The organism is Candidatus Latescibacter sp., assembly GCA_030692375.1.
Classification (GTDB): domain Bacteria; phylum Latescibacterota; class Latescibacteria; order Latescibacterales; family Latescibacteraceae; genus JAUYCD01.
In genome coordinates, this window is record JAUYCD010000204.1 from 1 (window position 1) to 17,826 (window position 17,826).

Here is a 17,826-nt window from a genome sequence, read left to right on the forward strand (position 1 = left end):
CTCATGGCAGGCTCAACTCATTTGTATTGTGTTTGTTCGTCGTTATTTGTCTAACTACAATATAATACAATATATTAGTTGATGCACTGCCTTTTTTTATGAATAATCCGGGCTAATACATTGCGTATAAATTTACCAGATATTTATGGGGGGCTAATCTTTTCAGACAAGCCCCCATTTCACCTAACGCTTACCTCCATACCCCGAATATCTCCCTTCCTTCTTTCACTATTCCCGCCAGTTCCTCACGGGTTATCCTCTTATCTTCCAGAGCGTTTCCGAGCACGGCCAGAAAGTCCCCCGCTTCCTTGAGTGTTCGGGCTACCTTTGTAAACATTATCCCCAGAATCCCTGCGCCTACGGCAAGAACCACAGAAAGAGCCAGGGAAACAACCTCTCCGGAGAGCGCTGAGGTGATTTTCCCCAGTATCTCCACCGCTTCCGCCTGTGCAGCAAAGAAAAAGAGAAGAATTGCTGAAACAGGGAGTGTCGTCATTTTTAACATTCTTCACCTCCTTTTATAGTGTGATGTGTCCTTTTTGCCAGAGTCAAACCGGCCTCTGAATCGGCCCGGCATCCTTTATCCCCGGATTCTATCCATTTCAAGCCGGAATCTTTCGTTCCAGGCGTATAAAGCGACGGTTGATTTCCTCATGTTTCGCTGTACAGGTGTCCTGCCAGATCATCCCTTTTCGAATTTCACGGACATGCTCCCCGATGGAGTCTACTTTTGTGTTAATCCGTTCCAGGAACAGAAGCATTCCCAAAACCAGGAACGGAGTACCCAGTTTTACCAGTTCGATAAATTCCATGCCGATCACCCCCTTTCAAAAGATTATCTCAATTGTGTTTTTTTCCGGTTTCTCTTTTTTACATTCTGGCTTCAGGATTCTTCGTTCTGTTTTTTATTCTCCTTTTCCATGAAAATGTTATATTATTTCCTTAAACTTGATTTTTAAATGACTTGTGAAGAAGTTGGAACCATGCACGATCCAAACAAGATCCCTGACCTTTCCTATATTAACAAGCGCCGGGAAGAAGCCCGCCGGATCAGAAGAAGAGCAAGTGTCGACGACATTATTCAGCGCAACCGCTCCACTCTCCTCATCAATCTGTTGATCGAGGTAATGGCGGGGTTGATTCTCATGGCCGGCATCTTCTATACCGCTTATTTTCTAACCATGCGCCGAAGCCTTCTCCATCCCGGTCAATACACATTGTATATGGGTGTGCTCGCTTTCTTCAGCGTCGGCTGGTTTATCTACATCGTCTACAAAGCGCGGAACAAGTATCTCCTCTACCGGAAATATTCAACCAAAATCAAATCGCCGGACGATTCTGAAGAAGGTGATATTACTCCTTGACCCCCCCGGAAGTATTTGGACTTTGGGCTGTTTTTCACCCTCTCCACCTTGCCGTTTCGGGACGAAGATCCAGATGGAGAAATGTCTCGTACCGCCCGATGCCTCCGAATCCCATCTCTTCAGCCAGGGTATACAGCGCCTGGAGAGCTTCAGCGTGCTGAAGCTTTATATCATCCGCCGGACTTATATCGGTGGCGAACAGGAGATGCCATGACCGCGCGGCCCCTCCTACCTCGCTGTTGTGTTTGGCGCACCGGTATCCCGAATTGACGATTATCGGGAAACCGAGCTCCATCCGCATATGCTCGAGCATGGCCGCCTGACGGTAAAATGCCGGGATGATCTTCATTGTGTCGCAGCAGGGACAAACGAAATCGCTGTATAAAAAATGCTCGGTTACGTAATAATTTGGCTTTTCACGGATGGATAATTCCTTTAACGCCATAATTCTTTTCCCCTTTCATGTAACCTGAAATGTGAAACTATCTGAATTTTGTTACACTGTGTCCTGGTTTATATTGGAATGATCACTTCATCTGTGACTTAATAATCGGAGAATCTGTAACCTTGCTTTTTATAAAGCAAATCTGGTTCTTCCCCTCTCTTTTTAAGAGAGGGGATCAAGGGGTGAGTCATCCTTTTATTATTCCCATAGGGTGAATCACACAGAGTTGGGGAGAGGCGGTGGTGGTAACCGCGAAAACGAGGATGCGGTCCGCCCCTTCGGCTTCGTCTTGCGTAGTCGTGTTGCCGAAAGTTGTGGAAATCGTACGGTCGAAATAGAAGTAGAAAGTGGATGATCCGGCAAGTCCGGTCGCCGACCCTGAAGTGATGGAGAAGTACCCGTCGCCGACCCGCAGCGTTCCAGCACTCCAACTGACGCTGTTCCAGGAAGATGCGGTAACTGTGCCGAAGAACCGGAATGCCTGGTTCATGAATCCGGGACGGCTGGAGCCTGTTTCCGCCGCTGTCGAGCTTTCTGCCAGCGCCGCTCGTGTGTGCTTTAATCCTTCTTCCTGGGACTTTCTGAGGGCTGCCAGGATGTCGGCCACACCGCTTGAGGAACTGTCGAGATGCACCCGAACTCGCCAGGGATGGAGAATATCCACCTCACGGTCCATCACACGGGTATTCACAGCCAGTCCGATCACCGGGTCGATAACCGTGACTTCATCCCCCAGCCCGAACCGGTCTGCCTCCCTCTCCGCCCTTATATCTCCGTAGAGATCGACCAGGTCCACCTCGTAGGTGATTTCCGGATTCTTCCTTGCTTCGAGTAATTCCACAGTACGGTTCCAGAGGGTATCGGCGCTCTTCCCGATGGTAAAAGGCCTTGTACAGGCGCCTTCGGCGATCTGTACGCTGTCGACATAAAATGTGGCGGTTCCCGCGCTTTCCTGCATTACTTTCACGGTAACAGTGGCGGCGCCGGACTTCCAGTTTTCGATCCGTATAACCGCAAGACCTGTCCCGTTTACCGCCTCCGGCCGACGGTACACCGTGGTCCCGTCATCCACCTGTACCCGGACTGCCCCGGATGAGAGAATGACATGAGCGAGAAGGCTGTACACCTTTCCGACCGTAACCCCCACATCCTGTTTAATGCCCTGGCCGGATGCGGAAGTCGCCGCTTTCTGAGACGCGGTGCCGTAAAGGTAGTACTGTGGATCGGTGTTCCTGCTGGCTGTGGCGCCCATGTTGACCCAGTGTTCGCAGAGCCCGCCGGTATATGTCCCGTCAAGCGCTGGAGTGGCAACCAGGTTCACCGTGTCCTCAAGGGTGGGCTCATGGCAGACCGCTTCATGGAGTCCGTAGTATGATATTGAGTCTGTATCTTCGGCGTATCTTTCTCCCCCGCTTGCTGTTGCACTGCTGAGAAGAAGCGGTGGATCCCCTCCCCCGAGACCGTAGACACGATTAGCCAGACGGCTGATGTTCACTGTCCGGGCGGCGCCTTTCAGATTCAACCCATACCGGAAGATCACCCCGTTCGATTCACCGATTTGATGCAGGATATTGATGTTCCCGGATGCTTCGTCCAGCTCAAGTTCCCCTCCGGTGAGCGAACAGATGCGGAGAAGACAGTCAAGAACCGATTCAAATTCGAAACGGACGAACGGTATCGTTCCCGCAGGCTCGACCGTGCCGACCCCGAATGCGGAGTAGCCGAGCACCCGAAGAGCCAGCTCACTGGGTGTATGGTTAATGCAGTCGGCCGCTTCGGAGAATATCTCATTCCCGGCATCGGCGAGGATATGACGGGCTGTTGCGGTGAGGCTTGCCCGCTCTCTTATGCGGGACTCTTTCATCTCCATCACCCTGAATGTTGATTGTGCACCGTCAGGCAGAGTCCTGAGCCGGAGGAATGATTGCCCCGGTGTGATATACTCCCATTCTTCCCGCTCCACCGTTTCCACCGTGATAAGAGCGGGCGTGTTTACCTTTTCCCGGAGACGGGCGGCGACAAGGCCGGAGAGTTTGGCTACACGGTTTCCGTTTTCGTCAAGAATATCTACCGCATATCTCATAATGCCTCCATTTTCTTATTGACAGGATTTACAAGATATTACAAGATTATTTTCTTGTTTTTCGTTAAGCATTTTAATCTTGTTAATCTTGTCAATCCTGTCTAATTTTTCCCTTTTTTCCCTTTGCGAACTTTGTGAGAGATATTTTTTTCTTCTTTCATTTTTACAAAAACCTCCTTCTGTATCTCACCTCCATCTTTGCCGCTTCTGTTTTCGAGTAGATCATGGTCTGGGTATGATCGGTTGCAGTTCGCCGCCTTCCCGGGATCAGCGCCGGAATCTCTCCGCTCAGAGAATTGATGACATTGGTTCTCGTCCCTGCGGAAACATCGAAAAGCGCCGCCGTTTTCCGTTCCGAATCCAGGGTAAGGAGATCACCTTCTTCAAGCGATCCCGTGTAGGATACCGGAACATTGAGATTTTTCACTGCCTTCGTGTCCGTGGCTATCTTCAGCATCTCATCTGCGGAGAGCATTCGTGACCATCCCGCGATGAGGCTGAACACTGCATCCGGCTGCATTGTCCCGTCTCCACTGTGCAGTGTAAGTCCTTCCGGTGCTTGCGTTATAACCGTTGTGTTGCCACCCACTCCAGCCTGGACTCCGTCAATGAATAGTTTCATTCCCCCGGCGTTGCTGTGGTCGTAGGTTATACCGATTACTATTCGCGTACCGGCAGTGAAAGCCTGGAACGGGGTGGAAACCTCAGCATCCGCTCCGGCGGCTCGTTTCCGGAATACCCAGGCCTGCGCCGAGCCGTCCCAGTACAAGCGAATAAAGTTGTCCGCATCATAACGATGCTCCAGAATAACCACATCCTCGGTTTGCGTCGAACTTTGCCACTGGGGTTCGAACACAACCACCCAGGCGCCGTCATCAGAATTGCCCGGTGCGGTATATGATAGTGTACTGCTTCCTGTTACCAATATACCCATCCCGGTTTCCGTCGTACGATATGCCCCGGCTTCCCCGTTTGACGGGGTAAAAGTGCCGGTCAGTGCGGCATTTTCAACATCACGGAATGCTAATCCGTCGGCATAATTGCAGAGAAACACCATGTCTCCCATGGAGAATGAGGGATTCGCAGCCGGCCCGGTGATCACATAGACCGCGTCCGATGGCGCATTCCCAAGATCGAGAGAATTGAATCCTCCCACCCCTGGAGAAAATTCTTTGCGGACGATATCGTTCGAGAGTGCATATGGTATGGGGCATTTCATTGTCACCCGTACACGGGCGCTTGTGGAAATGTCCCGTTTCCCAAGCGTTTCCGCCTGATCGATGGATTCATAATAGACCTGCCAGTGACGGTCTCCCATATCCGATCGTTCCAGGTGCACCGGCGCAGTGGAACGCCAGGGATTTCCCTCGAACGTGGTTAAAAAACTTTTCAGATAGGCCAGCCGCAGCCGTAAGTCCTCGGGAGATGTACCGTGGACATGTCCTTCCAGCACAATGCGTTTTAGCGCAAAGTATTCATCCCAAACCTTCCAGGTATGCGCTCCGGGAAGGAGTTCTTCATCCGGAACCACCTTCGGAAGATCGAGCCCGCTGATCCGATCCACATAAAATCCGAAATCATGCAGATTCTTTCCGGCCAGGAGTATGCTTGCGGAAAGTCCGCTCATAAATTCGGGAGCCGAGATGGTGGACGAGGCTTTCATAACGGTAAAGAAACTATCAAGGTCTTCCGTTGCGCACTCGAACGTTGTCAGAAAAGCTCCCGCCCCGAATGATGTTGCAGTGCCTTCCTGGTTGCGGGCTTTGGCCTTGAACTCATACTCGGTCGAAGGATTAAGCCCCCCTGCGGACGCTGTTCCCCAGGCGCTCCTGGTTCTCCAAACCGGCGACGATGACCCGTTTCCGGAGGCATCGAGATACTGTCCGGTAGTTGCATTATAGATCGCATACTCGGTATAGCTCGGGTTTCCGTCGGCGTCAAGCGTAACTAGGCCTGAAGTCGAACCCACCGCTGTAAGAATCGGAGCGGCAGGCGGTTCCGCTAGAGTAAATGCGTATCTCCCTCCTCCGAATCCGGTTTCGGTCATGGTGTGTTCCTCCTTCAAAATGTATTTATCGAGTAATTTGTCTTGAACTCATACTCGTCCGCAGGATGATGAGCGCACTGTGTCATGCCGAACTTGTTTCGGCATCTATGGGTTATGTATAAAAGCAAGAATCAATTCCAGATTCCTTGCCCCCTCGCCCGTTTACGGGAGAGGGGGTAGGGGGTGAGGGTTCTATCTCCCCTTAACCCGAATGGCATGGCTGCTGTTCGGCGAGAGCCCGGTAATGCTGTCCCCCGCTGCTCCTCCCCATTGCCCGTACGTTTTCCAGCTCCATTCGCCGGAAGGCCCCGCCCGGAGAATGTGCGGATGAACTCCGGGATCCACATACCATCCGGTCGTCGAATCCTGAACCGCAAATTCGGTAAACGAAGGATTGTCGAGGGGATTCACGACAAAACGGAGAGCCGTCGGCGAAAAGGCGCTCACCGTGGGAATCCCCGGCGTGCGGGTCAGGCTCCGGGCGCTCACTCCGGAGGTGGATTTATGGTCCACGGTGGTGAATGCGCGGACAAACCACTGGTATACCGTGTTCGGAGTAAGCCCGCCTACCGTCACGGTCTGTGCATTCTCCCCCAGGGTGTCTGTACCCGCAACCCGGGTGGAATCTGACAGATTCAGAAGTACAGAGCCGTATTCGCTCGAAGATCTGTCTTCCCAGTCGGCCCGGATGCTGTCCGGCGAAAGAACCGTGAGAGTGAGGTTGGCCGGAATACCGTCGAGTGTATCCGGGTATCCGGGAGTGTAATAGAGAGTCAGCTTCGTGCTCTGATTGTAGGAAGGATTGGAAAAATCGAGAAACGCCGCCCGTACACTGTCCGCCTGCCCGCCGTCATCCAGCCGCATCCCGAAACCGTAGGTGTAGTCGCGGTTCGGGGTGAGATCCTGCCATGTTCGGAAAATACTCCGCAGATTGGGCGATGTTTTTTCACCCGTGTCGCTCGACACCGTCCAGCTTACCTTCACGGCAGTGGAATCCTGCGCCCCCAGGGTCAGACTTTCCACCGGGGATATGTTCTTCACCGGTATTCCGTACACGATGATTGCAGGTGAGCTCGTGCTTCTCTCGGAGGTTCGGTTCATTGCGAGGTACATCTCCTTCACCCCACCCTTCTGCACCTGCCAGGGCAGCTCGAACGAAAGAAACCCGTCCAGTTTCTGCCCGCTGTCCGATTTCCCCACTTTCACCAGGGTTGAATCCCTCATCCCGCTCCCGAAATCCAAATTGTAATCATCGAACTGATCACCCCAAAGGTATACTATCAGGGTGTCCAGGCCGCCCAGGGTGTACCTGATTGACAGCGACCAGGAAGTGGAATCTCCGTTCCCGTTTCGGAATCTGACCTTATAGACATAGGAGGAGTCGGGATTGAGACCCCCGTCCAGGTAGGAGTACTGCCCGTTCAGCCATCCCGAGCTTGTCGCCCCGTAACCGGAAACAGCGTTCACTTCCATTCCTGTCAGGCCGAGCATCCCGTTCGGGGGAGTATTCACTGCGATGCGGAGGGTGTCCGGGCTGATGGGCATTATTTTCACTTCCCATCCTTTGGGCGGATAGAGCAGCGTCCAGGAGGTATCCGCATTCGAATAACCGCGCACTCCCCCCGAATCGGCCGCCGCCGCCCAGATATATAGTGTATTTTTAGAAAGCCCCCGGAGCGTGTCGGCGGTTGCATTGGCCGCCGTGGAATCCACGATGCTCGAATCGGCCATGTTCACGATGTAAAATTTCTGCTCGTTGGCGCTCATATCGTTCCAGGAACAGGCAATGGTGGTTGAATCGATTGCAGTCATCACGAAATTGGATGGAGGAGCAATCGGAATCCGGTACCAGACCATCAGGAATGGCGAATCCTGCTGAAATTGTATCCTTTCGGGAGAGGCTTGCTGAGGGGCTGTATTGTTGATATCATTGTCCGAGATAAGCACATATCTCGTTTCCCCGTTCTTGTTGATGGAATCGATCCCGGCTGCATTGAGTTTGAACCGGCAGGTGTCTCCGACACTGATGGCGGAAGTATTGATCGTAGTGGAAACGGTAGTTACCGAGTAGACCCCGCTGGATGCCCACCCCATAAAATCATTGAACCAGTCTAAAGACCAGTTGCCGGAGAACGTTCCCGCCACCAGTTTTACATCGAAATCAGTTTCGCTTTCATTATAGCTCATCACCGTTACAACCTTTGCGCTGTCGATGATCGCATTATCCGGAATCGGCGCTGTATCGAAAACGAAAAAGGAACGATACACATTATAACTGCCGGTTATATACTTCTGCCCCAGCCAGAACGATGTTCCGCCATTTTCAGGTGATTCAGCAGCGGTTTTGTTTCGCGCAGTTGTATAGACAGGGTCTGATGATGATTGATAGCCGATTTTTGCATCCACATTTGCCAGGGCGATGGACGGATCAACAGTAATCGGCCATGCCGCCTTATCGGGAATCGTGAGACTGCATGTCAGCGTGTCTCCGGAAAATGCTGCCAAAACCGTCACTTCTTTTAACGCTTTGTCCCAGGCTGTCAACCGGGGTACTTTGAACAGTATCTCTCCGTTTCTGTCTTCAAATACCAATTCCCCTGAGGTAAACCTGACCAGCGCATTGGTGTCGATCCTCCAACTCATTACGGAATCTTCACGGCTCGTGATTTCTATCGATTCCTTGATTCCATCGGCGAGGGGCTTCACACTGACTTTCTTGCCTTCCATCTTCCCGATGGGAAGAAACGTTACATAAAATTCCCCTCGCTCGAACCGGCCGCCGTCCACAGCCCTCTCCGGATTGTATCGATAGGTATACAATCCCGTTTTCACCGCTGCGGTGAATCCTTTGAGGTTTTCTTCGACTGGAGCGAGAGATATTCTGGCCAGTTCACCGTTGTCTCGATAATATTTTCGTTTGGCGAATATCTGGATGGCGCGGCTCCCGTCGCTCTTTTCGTATGTCTCCGAATGTTCTGTGCGGAGATTTACAAGTTCCGAGCGTTCAACCTCTCCGTTCTGGTCAAGGTATTGCTCCGCCTGAACCAGCGCCGCCAGCATAAGGCTGACCGAAAGAAACGGTATTATCGTGCGCATATTCCCTGCCCTTTCATGATTGGACATCTATATCCTGAAACGGTTTTATCGTTCCCGCGAAGCGGCAACGAGTTCAGGATGACACTTGTCATGCCGAACTTGTTTCGGCGTCTATTTTGAAAAGAATCGGCCAACTTTGCGGAAATCAGTGATAATCGAACTTCACCCTGAGCTTCAGGTCCGTGGTTTCACCGGTCGGCACATTGACTCCGATGTTTCCGGTGATGTAGATATACTGGGAAACTTCTGCATTTCCCGTCCCTTCGATTACCCCTCCTCCGCTTCTGGTCAGGTTGGGCAATGGCTCCGAAAGCGGGGCGTTTCCCGGCGTTGCCGTTTTCACCTGTACAGCGGTTTTTCCTGCTGTCCAGGTATCGGTGATGTCCATATACCATGATGCTTGGCCGGTAATATCTCCTGCCCCCTCGATCCAGATTCTGATATTGGAAATCTCGGCGTTGCCGCGCATGTCGCTCACCCGCCACCAGACCACTTTCACCGGCGTATCCTGCGCTTCATCCGTAGTATCCACCTTCCCCAGATTCAGGCTGACACCGGTCCCGAGTACTGTGCCCTGTACCGCTCGGTCCGATGGTTCGGCAGAAGAAACCGGTAAAGTTCGGAACTCTGTGATGGGAATCACATCATCCTCCGTTTTTGATTAGTATTTTTGACTTTTTACAAGGCGACATTTTTCATCGTACATGTTGTTGAATAGATGCCGAAACGGTTTCATCGTTCCCGCGAAGCGGCAACAAGTTCGGCATGACGTCATCCTGAACTTGTTTCAGGATCTATCTTTCCTTTTCTTTGCACTTTGTGCCTTTGTGCCTTCGGGCGGATTACATACCCGCCCTTACATCCTTCATCCTTCTCCCTTATTATTTCAATCCCCTCGCCTTCAGATCCTCTTCAAGGAGAAGCTCCGTCTGTTTCCGTATAAGCGCTTCCAGCTCTTCGATCTTCTTTTCAAGAAGCCTGATCCTGTTCAGTTCCTCTCCGGTATTCCAATCCATGACCGTATCCCTCCCTGTCGCACTTACGATTACGTGAAGCTTACAAAAACCAGCCCGAATATGTTCTCCTGCGCCGCCTCGTTCTCATGATAACTCGACCATTCCGACCCATGGCTCTCCCCCTCTATCAGGGGGAGGGCCTTGCCGTTTTCCAGTTCGATTTCGCTGTCGGCAAGAATCTCCTTCACCCGGGCCGAAATATCTTCCAGCTTCCCCTGGTCGGCGGTACCGTTCGAGAGGTTGTCCGCATAGGCGGTAACCGTCACATCGCACATCCATATTCCTTCTCCCTCGCCGGGTTCGAGGCGTTTCGTATCCACAGTTATGGTGGGATTCTTGGCTCTGGCGGGACGTTTCGCGCCCTTTAAAACCGTACACATCACGGCAAGGGTTTCGTCCTCCTCCAGCAGCCGGAACACCGCAGTATTGATCTCGCTTATTTTCGGCATATTCTCTGTCCTGTTTTTTAAAAAGCTTTCTTCACATGTGTTATTTGAAAAACTATCAGGTAAAGCAGGTCCTCTTGTAGGACTTATCCCCCCTGTCCTTTGGACATCCCCCATTATTAAAGGGGGAACTACGTCAGCAAGAATTTTTACCCCCTTAAAAAGGGGGTCGCCGCTTATGCGGCGGGGGGATTTCATCCTTTCCTTCTCATCACGCATTCCACATGGCTCCCCCAGTCCCCCACCACGTCCACCGTGAATTCCCTTGTCCCGTCGGATACACGGTCTCCCTCACGGATCGCTTGTGGCGGGAGGCAGTACATTACCCATACCGATTTATCTGAAAGTCCGGTTGCATCTTCTGAGCTGAACTGCCGGAGCTTCAGGGAAAGCTGGATATCAGCCGGCATATCCTCGATGATTCTGGTCATCGTCTCGGTATAGTTCCCCAATTCATCGTATGATCCCGCCGCACGGCTCACTGAAACCGTGAGAGGATACTCCATATCGCTTTCTTCCAGGAGATTCATTATCCACACTCCTTTCACATGTCATGCTGAACCTGTTTCAGCATCTGACATGACCGTAATTCTTTACAGCACTTTGGATCTATATCCCCGCTTTCAGATTCACCGTGGTTATCTCCTTACTGCTTTCGAGGGCTTCCATGGCTTCACGCCTGTTTTTGACCATCTGTCCGAAAGACTTGGTTACACTCCCGCGCTTTACATCCACCATGCCTGCCGCATCGGCAATGAGATTTTCCTGCTCCGTGATCATTTCATCCAGTTCTTCGTTTGTTTTCCGCATATCGTTCCCTCTCTCTTTGAAATCGAGGTCGAAACCTCGCTGCTATTCAAATGCCGGTTTTCCCCCCTTAATAAGGGGGGACAGGGGGGATTATTCCGGCCGGGAAGGCGTCAATCGGTATCATGCGACTCATTGGACAACACTATAGTTATAATTTTATTATTATTGGATAACCAACGTTGCCTTTCGCCGCACAATTATCCCTTTTTGCCTTCCCGTCGGCTTTGGTCGGGTTAATCGAACGTGAATCCTTCCGGGTTCGCCCAGACAGCCCCTGCGGTGTTGCAGAGCACCACTCCGGCGCCCTTACCGATCACCGCGGTTCCGATCGCCCGCTCATAATAGGAATCTTCGAGCTGGCAGTTGGAATTCTTGCCGGCAATAAGCTGAAGGCCCCGGGCCGAGGGATTCGGATGCACCCGCTCCGCCACACAGGGCTCGTCGAGGCTGAGGAACAGCATATACCCGTTCGGAACCCATTCCTCGTGATGGAGGACGAATCCTTCGATGCTCACTCCCTGGGCAAATCCCTGGGTGGCCAGGATATCGGTGAGGCTGGTCGGCACCGTGGGTGTGGAGGATGCCGTCCAGGTCGCCCAGTTCTCGATGTCACGGATGGTGTTGGCATTGGCGTACAGGTGCAGGTTCAGCGCCGAATATCCATGCTCCAGGATATGCTCCTTCACCCAGCGGATGTCGGCGATATTCCATACCGCGTCTCCCACTCCCAGGCTGGAGAGCACATAGTGCTGGTGGGCGCTGGTGAATGTGTTGTGTTTGTAGCGCGGAGGCGTATAGCTCGCTCCGTCATAGAATCCGGCAGAGGATTTGGTGATCATGGCCCCCAGATATTTCTTCATTACCAGCCGCTGGTCGGCGGCGATGGCCTTCTTGGTGCGCTCGTCGAGTACCTGCGCGGTGTTTGACTGAATGAATCTCCGGCTGAACGCCTGTCCCAGCGCATAGTACCGGAAATCGACCGGAATGGCGATGTCCATCCCCTTCTGCCAGTCGGGCAGGGCCAGTTCGGCGGTCTCGACGAATTCGAACGGCGCCTCGGAGAGCACCGCGTTCGGGCGGTCGATCTTGACTCCCACCCGGCGGATGAATTCGGACAGGTACTCCGGATTGGAATTGTACTCGTCGATCCAGCCGAGGTAACGGTCGTACAGGGCGGCGGCCCTGACATTGTCGATGGTGCGGATTCCGTATTCTGCCATCAGCCGATTCCTCCCATGAGAATTTGAATGGTTGATTCATTGATTGCGATACCCACCGGGGCGGCCAGTTCCTGGGTTCCGATCACGAAGTAATTGGTCTCGGCGGTAACCGCGCTGCCCTGGGTAGTGAGCGCCATGCCCGGAATGATGTCGAAATAGACCTTACCCGCCGCTATGGTCATGGCAGCAGATAGGGCGCCACCATTGAATCTGAACATGACCGAGGAGGCAGTAGTTTCAACCTGGTAGAATCCGGCGGCAATATTCTTTCCGGCCATGCCTGAAAGCGGGGCAAATGCCGTGAATGCATTCCCCGGAGAATTCAAGGTTATGACCATCGCCGCTTCGGTGCTGTAGGAAACTGTCACTGTCGCGGCGCATCCCGTGGAAACGGTCTGGGTTTCGATAAAGAAGCTTTCGGCGCCGGTGATAGTTCCGTTGTAGGTGGAATTGTTTGCCACCGTAAATGCCGCTCCGGCGCTTCCCCCCGGAGGAGTTATGACGCAGGTTGTCGCGGAGAGGAAGGTTATGGTCCAGTTGCCGGCTGTGGGACGGTGTCCCGCGCGGATGTGGACATTACAGAGAAAAGCGCTACCGCTTGTGGCTTCAACAGCGGTAATTACCGGGCCTGCAGAAGCCCTTTCGGGAACCACCGCACCTGCGGTATCCGCGGAAGGGTAGTACAGCGCCCCCGGAACAAGCCCGGAGAACCCCCTGATGCGCCCCTGACGAATCAGGGTTACTTTGGTGGTGTCATCCACATTGGTGGAGAGCGGATGGTTGGCGGCGGCAAATCCCGCCGGGATGCAGTGCATGGTGTTGAGATCGCACAGATACGCCTTGCTGTCTCGAGGACTGATGCTCATGAGCTGGCAGGCGGTCACCGCCGACTCCCCGTTTACCGCCTGAATATTCGGCGAGGTCTGCACCAGCGCTGTCCCCGTTGTTGCGGTATGGCTGGAAATGAAGCCAGGTTCTGCTCCCATGGTGATTTCCTTTCTTGTGTGGGTTTTCGGTGTTTCTTAGAAAAATCAGTGCATTTCCTCTGGTTGATTATCGAATCCTCTACTTCGCCCTCTTTTTTCGAAAGTGGATGAGCATCCTCTGAAGTCATGCTGAACTTGTTTCAGCATCTTCCTTTTGACAGGACAAGATTTGTTCTTTCCCTTTTTAATCCTGTAAATCATGTTAATCATGTCTAAATTTTTTTATATCTTTTATTTTTTTGACAGGACAAGATTTTACAAGATTTTAATTATGTGAATCCTGTCCCTTTAATCCTTTGTCTTTTCCCTTTGGGCTTTGGACTGTCTTTCATTATCACCTGATCAGTCCTCGTCTTGCCATATCTCTCAAAGCCTCTTTTGCCCCGGCGGCTTTCAAATCTCGTGCTGTCCTCTGGTCACGGCTGGGAGGGTTCGTGGGATTCACCGCTGCACGGTTTTCCTGAGAAATCGTCAGTCCCGCTTCCTGCAGGGCTGACTCGAATTCCTTCCGCCCTTTCTCCAGGGCCTCGGCAACTGCGGCGGAGAGTGTTTCCGGTTCCTCCGAATACGGAATTTCATCAAAATTAATGAACCGCTCCGGAATCGGCCCCTTTTCGCCGAGCTGCCTCTGGATTTCGCTTCTCACACCCATCTTGGAAAGCTTAACCTTTTTCTCCGTCAGCTCGCGGTCGAGGTCCAGCATCCTGCTGTCATAAGATGCCTTTTCGTTCTCGAACTGTATCATCGCCGATTCATACTTCTCACGGAGTTCCTCGTTCTCGCTCTTGAGCCGTTTGAATGTCCCGCCGAAAGATTTCTCCGTCTTATCCACCGCCTCACTGATCATTTCCTGCAACTGTTCCTCGGAATACTGTGTCACAACTGCCTCCTTTCTTTCTATTATTCGTTTGATCCTGAAACCAATTTTTGAGGTAATCCCAAGAGAAGAGATCAAGGGGTGAGTTGTTTCTCCTCCCCTATCTCTTTCATCATCCCTTCCACATCCTCGATCCCTATCTTCCGCATCACCGAACGGATTGACCTTGCCCCGATCTCATATTCACGGGCGAGCGCCTCCGCATCCGCAGAGATCACTTCGCTGTACCAGACCGCTTTCACCCCCGATGGCGCAAGCCCGAGCATCGCCGCCGTCTTGAGCGCCAGCTCACGGAACGATTCACCGTAAAGCCCCTGCGTCTCACGGGTGGATTCGATGGCGTCCTGGTAGAGCCTCTCGATGGCCTTTCCGCTCAGGTTTCCCATGTGCGAGACCATCTCCCGGGATATCCGGGGCACACCGGCTAGATCATAAAAGGCGTCTACCTTGCGGTCGTATTCCTGAAGCGCCGCCCCGAGATCGTTCTGCTGCTCGAGCTTGTACACCTTCCCTTCCCCCTTGACCACCAGTCCCTTTCCGATGGACAGGTCTATCTCCCCCGGAGTCTGGCCGTCACGAGAGGCGCCGCGGTCGATGTGCACATTCTGGAAAATGGTGGTCTTGTGGCCGTCGTAGCGGACGATATCCATGAGGTCGGTGGAAAGAAGATTCAGGGCGTCCTGAGCCTCGACCAGGCGGGCTACGAACGATTCGCCGTATACTCCCCCACCGGAGTCCCCGTTCCGCACATGGACCACGGGAATGAATCGCAGATTATGGTCATACGAATATCCAGGCGCGAATTCACCGTCCACGAAGGCGGTCACGCTTTTGCCGTCGATGATTTCCTGGTACCGGTGACGGCTGCGGGTTCCGTTCTCGTCCTCGAAATAATCGTAGGATACGGTGACCGAGCGGATGTCGTCACGGTCATGGGGCGAAATATCCAGTTCCACCGCCTCGCTGTCGAGAAGGATGAGCCGCACTGGCCCGAACCGTGATTCCGGAGCGGCAGGGGCCAGCTTGATGAATGCATCCCCGGTCACCTTTCCGTAAAGCGCCGCCAGGTTCAAAAGGTACGGCCAGCGGTTACGGCTGAATACTTCCCTTACCCGGCTTCCGACCGCTTCGTCCTCGAACTCGAATCCCCGCCAGGAGTTGACCAGAAGTCTCCGCAGGCGGTCGGTGCAGATGCGGGTATGGTTTTCCACATCCTCAAGCTCTCTGCGCGGCATGGTTTCGAACCGGCTGTACAGGTAATCCCACTGGCTTTTCCCGACTGCGGGGTCGCTCCCGTGATAATAGGTCCACCACTTGATGATATTCGCCCGGTGTTCATCAAATGGCGTCAACCCGGCTGCCAGACTCGCCGAACTCTTGGCCGTGCTGTTTCCGGCGCCGAACATCCTCTGCATGAGATTCATGAATTCTCCTTTCGGTGAAAATGCCTCTGATTCTGCTGCCTGTATAAATTGTCTGAACCACTGATGCGAATGATGAAAATGATAAAAGATGATTGAAAAATTAAACACCACCCAAAGCCCAATTGATATGAAAGCCTTAAACGCTGATACCTGTGATTGTGCATATTACTATGGTTTAAAAAACTTTGATTTTTCAGGAGCGTGAAACGCATTCAATTTTTTCTCCGGTTCTTTTTCTCTTTATGTCTTTGTCATTTTCTTTTTATCATCTTTTATCATTTTAATCATGCGCATCACTGGTTCAGACAGTCTTTTGGGGGTCAGGGGGGTGAGTTTACGTCGGATCATCGATCACCTCGATCCCCGCGCTCTCCTTCATTTTCCTTATCCCGCATTCGGCGATCCAGAGAGCCATCACCGTATCGTCATGCGCCTCCACCCCCAGCCCCACCAGCTCATCGGTGAGAACATTGGTGAGCCTCGTTGCGCGCTCGTCCCCTCGCGGCAGACGGTATTTCCCATTCTCAAAATACACCGATAGCGACGGCACCCCCCGGAACACATCCATCTTCTCACGGCCGGTGGTATGCCCGACCACCGGCAGGTCGGTGGTGTTGATCAATTCCTGTTCGTAGAGGCATTGGAAGAGATTATTCTCGATGGTGATCAGCCGGGGATTGAAAAGCCGCGCCCGGTCTTTGATGACCGCGAGCACCTGTCCCGGTGTAAGCCCCCGCTCACGGTACAGATCTATGAGGTGACGGGTGCCGTCCGCTCCAAGGGCAATGGTGATACCTACCGTGTAGTCGCTGTCATGCTCCTCTGCATGCTCACGGTCGGAAACCACGGCCAGGTCCCACCCGGTGAATACCGGCATCTCCCCACGGTAGCTCCCCGGAAACACCGCCTGGTAATCATAGCAGCGCTCTATCCATTCACGGCGGAAGAAGGCTGTTTCCTCGCAGACCGGCTCGTTCTGGTATTCCTGGGCAAACACCAGCGAACCGATTTCCTCCTTCTCACGGAGGAGCCGCGCCCTCGGCCAGCGCTCCTTCCAGAGCGGTCTGTCCTTGTCGAGCGCCCGGAAGATATACTGCGCGTATCGGCTGCTCCGTCCCAGCTCGGCATGGAGGTCCTCCGGGTGCTTGCGGGTCCCGATAACCACGATCCTCCCGGTCTCCGGGTTCACAATCGGGGTGAGCGTCTTTCGGAACCAGCGCAGGGTCTTACGGCGCTGTTTTTCGTTTTCCGTGTTCTCATCGTTGAGCGGGTCATCCACAATGATCAGGTCCGCCCTTCGGCCTACAATCCGCTTGCCGGTTCCGCCGCAGATGATGGTCGGCTCCTTTGCCCGCGAAGACCTGATGACCGTGATGTCGCATGCTTTCCACACATTCGGGCTTCCCGGCGAGGGCTTTCGGTAAAACGCGCCGAAATCCTCGATTAATCGTTCGTTTGCTTCCAGTTCGTCCTTGATGAGCCTGAGAAACATTTCCGCCTGATCTCCGGTATCCGAAACGATGATAATTTTTATATCTCGGTCTTTGACTATTTTCCAGATGGGATAGATGATGCTGAGCCAGGTTGACTTGGCATGCCCCCTCGGCGCAAGGATGGAGATGCGGTCCTTTTGGGGGTCTTCGACAATCTCGATGAGACGGTGGTGGAACGGCGCGCATCCCTGGGTGACCAGATGCGGGAAATACCTTGCGCCGAAGAAGATACAGTCTTTTTTCGATCTGGCGATATCGGCATTGAACCCCACCTTGTACCGTTCCTTTCATGGTTGTAGATAACATTTGTTATTACAACAAAATTCAATGATAACTAACGTTATATTTTTAAACAAAAATTTTAGCGGTCTAAAACTTAGACCCCAAAATATCAAACCAATTCAGCAGTTGAGATAAAGCTTTTTTTGATGTCTGGGCTATAATATAATAACGTTCGTTAGCTTTGTCAAGTAAAATTTTACACTATTTCCCCTTCCCCGGCCCGGATGCCGATGGATA

At 52.7% G+C, this 17,826-nt stretch carries 17 protein-coding genes; 1 reads left to right on the forward strand and 16 read right to left on the reverse strand.

What is annotated here, in order from left to right:
* Positions 1-190 precede the first annotated feature (190 nt).
* The gene (locus Q8O92_12365) at positions 191-505 is read right to left on the reverse strand and encodes a hypothetical protein (GenBank protein ID MDP2984108.1); all 315 of its coding nucleotides are present in this window, start codon (positions 503-505) and stop codon (positions 191-193) included.
* 97 nt (positions 506-602) lie between these two features.
* On the reverse strand, positions 603-812 hold the full coding sequence (locus tag Q8O92_12370; GenBank protein ID MDP2984109.1) for a hypothetical protein: 210 nt from the start codon (positions 810-812) through the stop codon (positions 603-605).
* A gap of 171 nt (positions 813-983) precedes the next feature.
* On the opposite strand from Q8O92_12370, the gene Q8O92_12375 reads away from it, so the two are divergent.
* The gene (locus Q8O92_12375; protein ID MDP2984110.1) at positions 984-1,364 is read left to right on the forward strand and encodes a hypothetical protein; all 381 of its coding nucleotides are present in this window, start codon (positions 984-986) and stop codon (positions 1,362-1,364) included.
* A gap of 34 nt (positions 1,365-1,398) precedes the next feature.
* On the opposite strand, the gene Q8O92_12380 is transcribed toward Q8O92_12375, so the two are convergent.
* The 14 genes from Q8O92_12380 to Q8O92_12445 form a co-directional block, all read right to left on the reverse strand.
* Positions 1,399-1,809 carry a D-Ala-D-Ala carboxypeptidase family metallohydrolase gene (locus tag Q8O92_12380; protein MDP2984111.1) on the reverse strand — a complete coding sequence of 137 codons (411 nt, stop codon included), beginning with the start codon at positions 1,807-1,809 and terminating at the stop codon, positions 1,399-1,401.
* Between the two features lie 187 nt (positions 1,810-1,996).
* Positions 1,997-3,892: a hypothetical protein gene (locus Q8O92_12385; protein MDP2984112.1), complete on the reverse strand. Its 1,896-nt coding sequence runs from the start codon at positions 3,890-3,892 to the stop codon at positions 1,997-1,999.
* A 163-nt stretch (positions 3,893-4,055) separates the two neighbouring features.
* Complete coding sequence (locus Q8O92_12390) at positions 4,056-5,939, reverse strand: hypothetical protein (protein MDP2984113.1); 1,884 nt, start codon at positions 5,937-5,939, stop codon at positions 4,056-4,058.
* Positions 5,940-6,131: 192 nt separating this feature from the next.
* A complete protein-coding gene (locus Q8O92_12395) occupies positions 6,132-9,035 on the reverse strand; it encodes a fibronectin type III domain-containing protein (GenBank protein ID MDP2984114.1) in 2,904 nt (967 codons plus the stop codon).
* Between the two features lie 145 nt (positions 9,036-9,180).
* A complete protein-coding gene (locus Q8O92_12400; GenBank protein MDP2984115.1) occupies positions 9,181-9,678 on the reverse strand; it encodes a hypothetical protein in 498 nt (165 codons plus the stop codon).
* Positions 9,679-9,916: 238 nt separating this feature from the next.
* A complete protein-coding gene (locus Q8O92_12405; GenBank protein MDP2984116.1) occupies positions 9,917-10,051 on the reverse strand; it encodes a hypothetical protein in 135 nt (44 codons plus the stop codon).
* 29 nt (positions 10,052-10,080) lie between these two features.
* Complete coding sequence (locus tag Q8O92_12410) at positions 10,081-10,500, reverse strand: hypothetical protein (GenBank protein MDP2984117.1); 420 nt, start codon at positions 10,498-10,500, stop codon at positions 10,081-10,083.
* Between the two features lie 191 nt (positions 10,501-10,691).
* A complete protein-coding gene (locus tag Q8O92_12415; protein MDP2984118.1) occupies positions 10,692-11,027 on the reverse strand; it encodes a hypothetical protein in 336 nt (111 codons plus the stop codon).
* Positions 11,028-11,106: 79 nt separating this feature from the next.
* A complete protein-coding gene (locus Q8O92_12420) occupies positions 11,107-11,307 on the reverse strand; it encodes a hypothetical protein (protein ID MDP2984119.1) in 201 nt (66 codons plus the stop codon).
* Between the two features lie 233 nt (positions 11,308-11,540).
* Entirely contained in the window at positions 11,541-12,527 is a 987-nt protein-coding gene (locus tag Q8O92_12425; protein ID MDP2984120.1) for a hypothetical protein, read from the reverse strand.
* The gene (locus Q8O92_12430; GenBank protein MDP2984121.1) at positions 12,527-13,513 is read right to left on the reverse strand and encodes a hypothetical protein; all 987 of its coding nucleotides are present in this window, start codon (positions 13,511-13,513) and stop codon (positions 12,527-12,529) included. Before Q8O92_12430 ends, Q8O92_12425 begins: the two co-directional genes overlap by 1 nt.
* A gap of 334 nt (positions 13,514-13,847) precedes the next feature.
* On the reverse strand, positions 13,848-14,393 hold the full coding sequence (locus tag Q8O92_12435; GenBank protein ID MDP2984122.1) for a hypothetical protein: 546 nt from the start codon (positions 14,391-14,393) through the stop codon (positions 13,848-13,850).
* A 71-nt stretch (positions 14,394-14,464) separates the two neighbouring features.
* Positions 14,465-15,814 (reverse strand): phage portal protein, encoded by a 1,350-nt coding sequence (locus tag Q8O92_12440; protein ID MDP2984123.1) that lies wholly within the window; start codon positions 15,812-15,814, stop codon positions 14,465-14,467.
* A gap of 334 nt (positions 15,815-16,148) precedes the next feature.
* On the reverse strand, positions 16,149-17,579 hold the full coding sequence (locus Q8O92_12445; protein ID MDP2984124.1) for a hypothetical protein: 1,431 nt from the start codon (positions 17,577-17,579) through the stop codon (positions 16,149-16,151).
* Positions 17,580-17,826 lie beyond the last annotated feature (247 nt).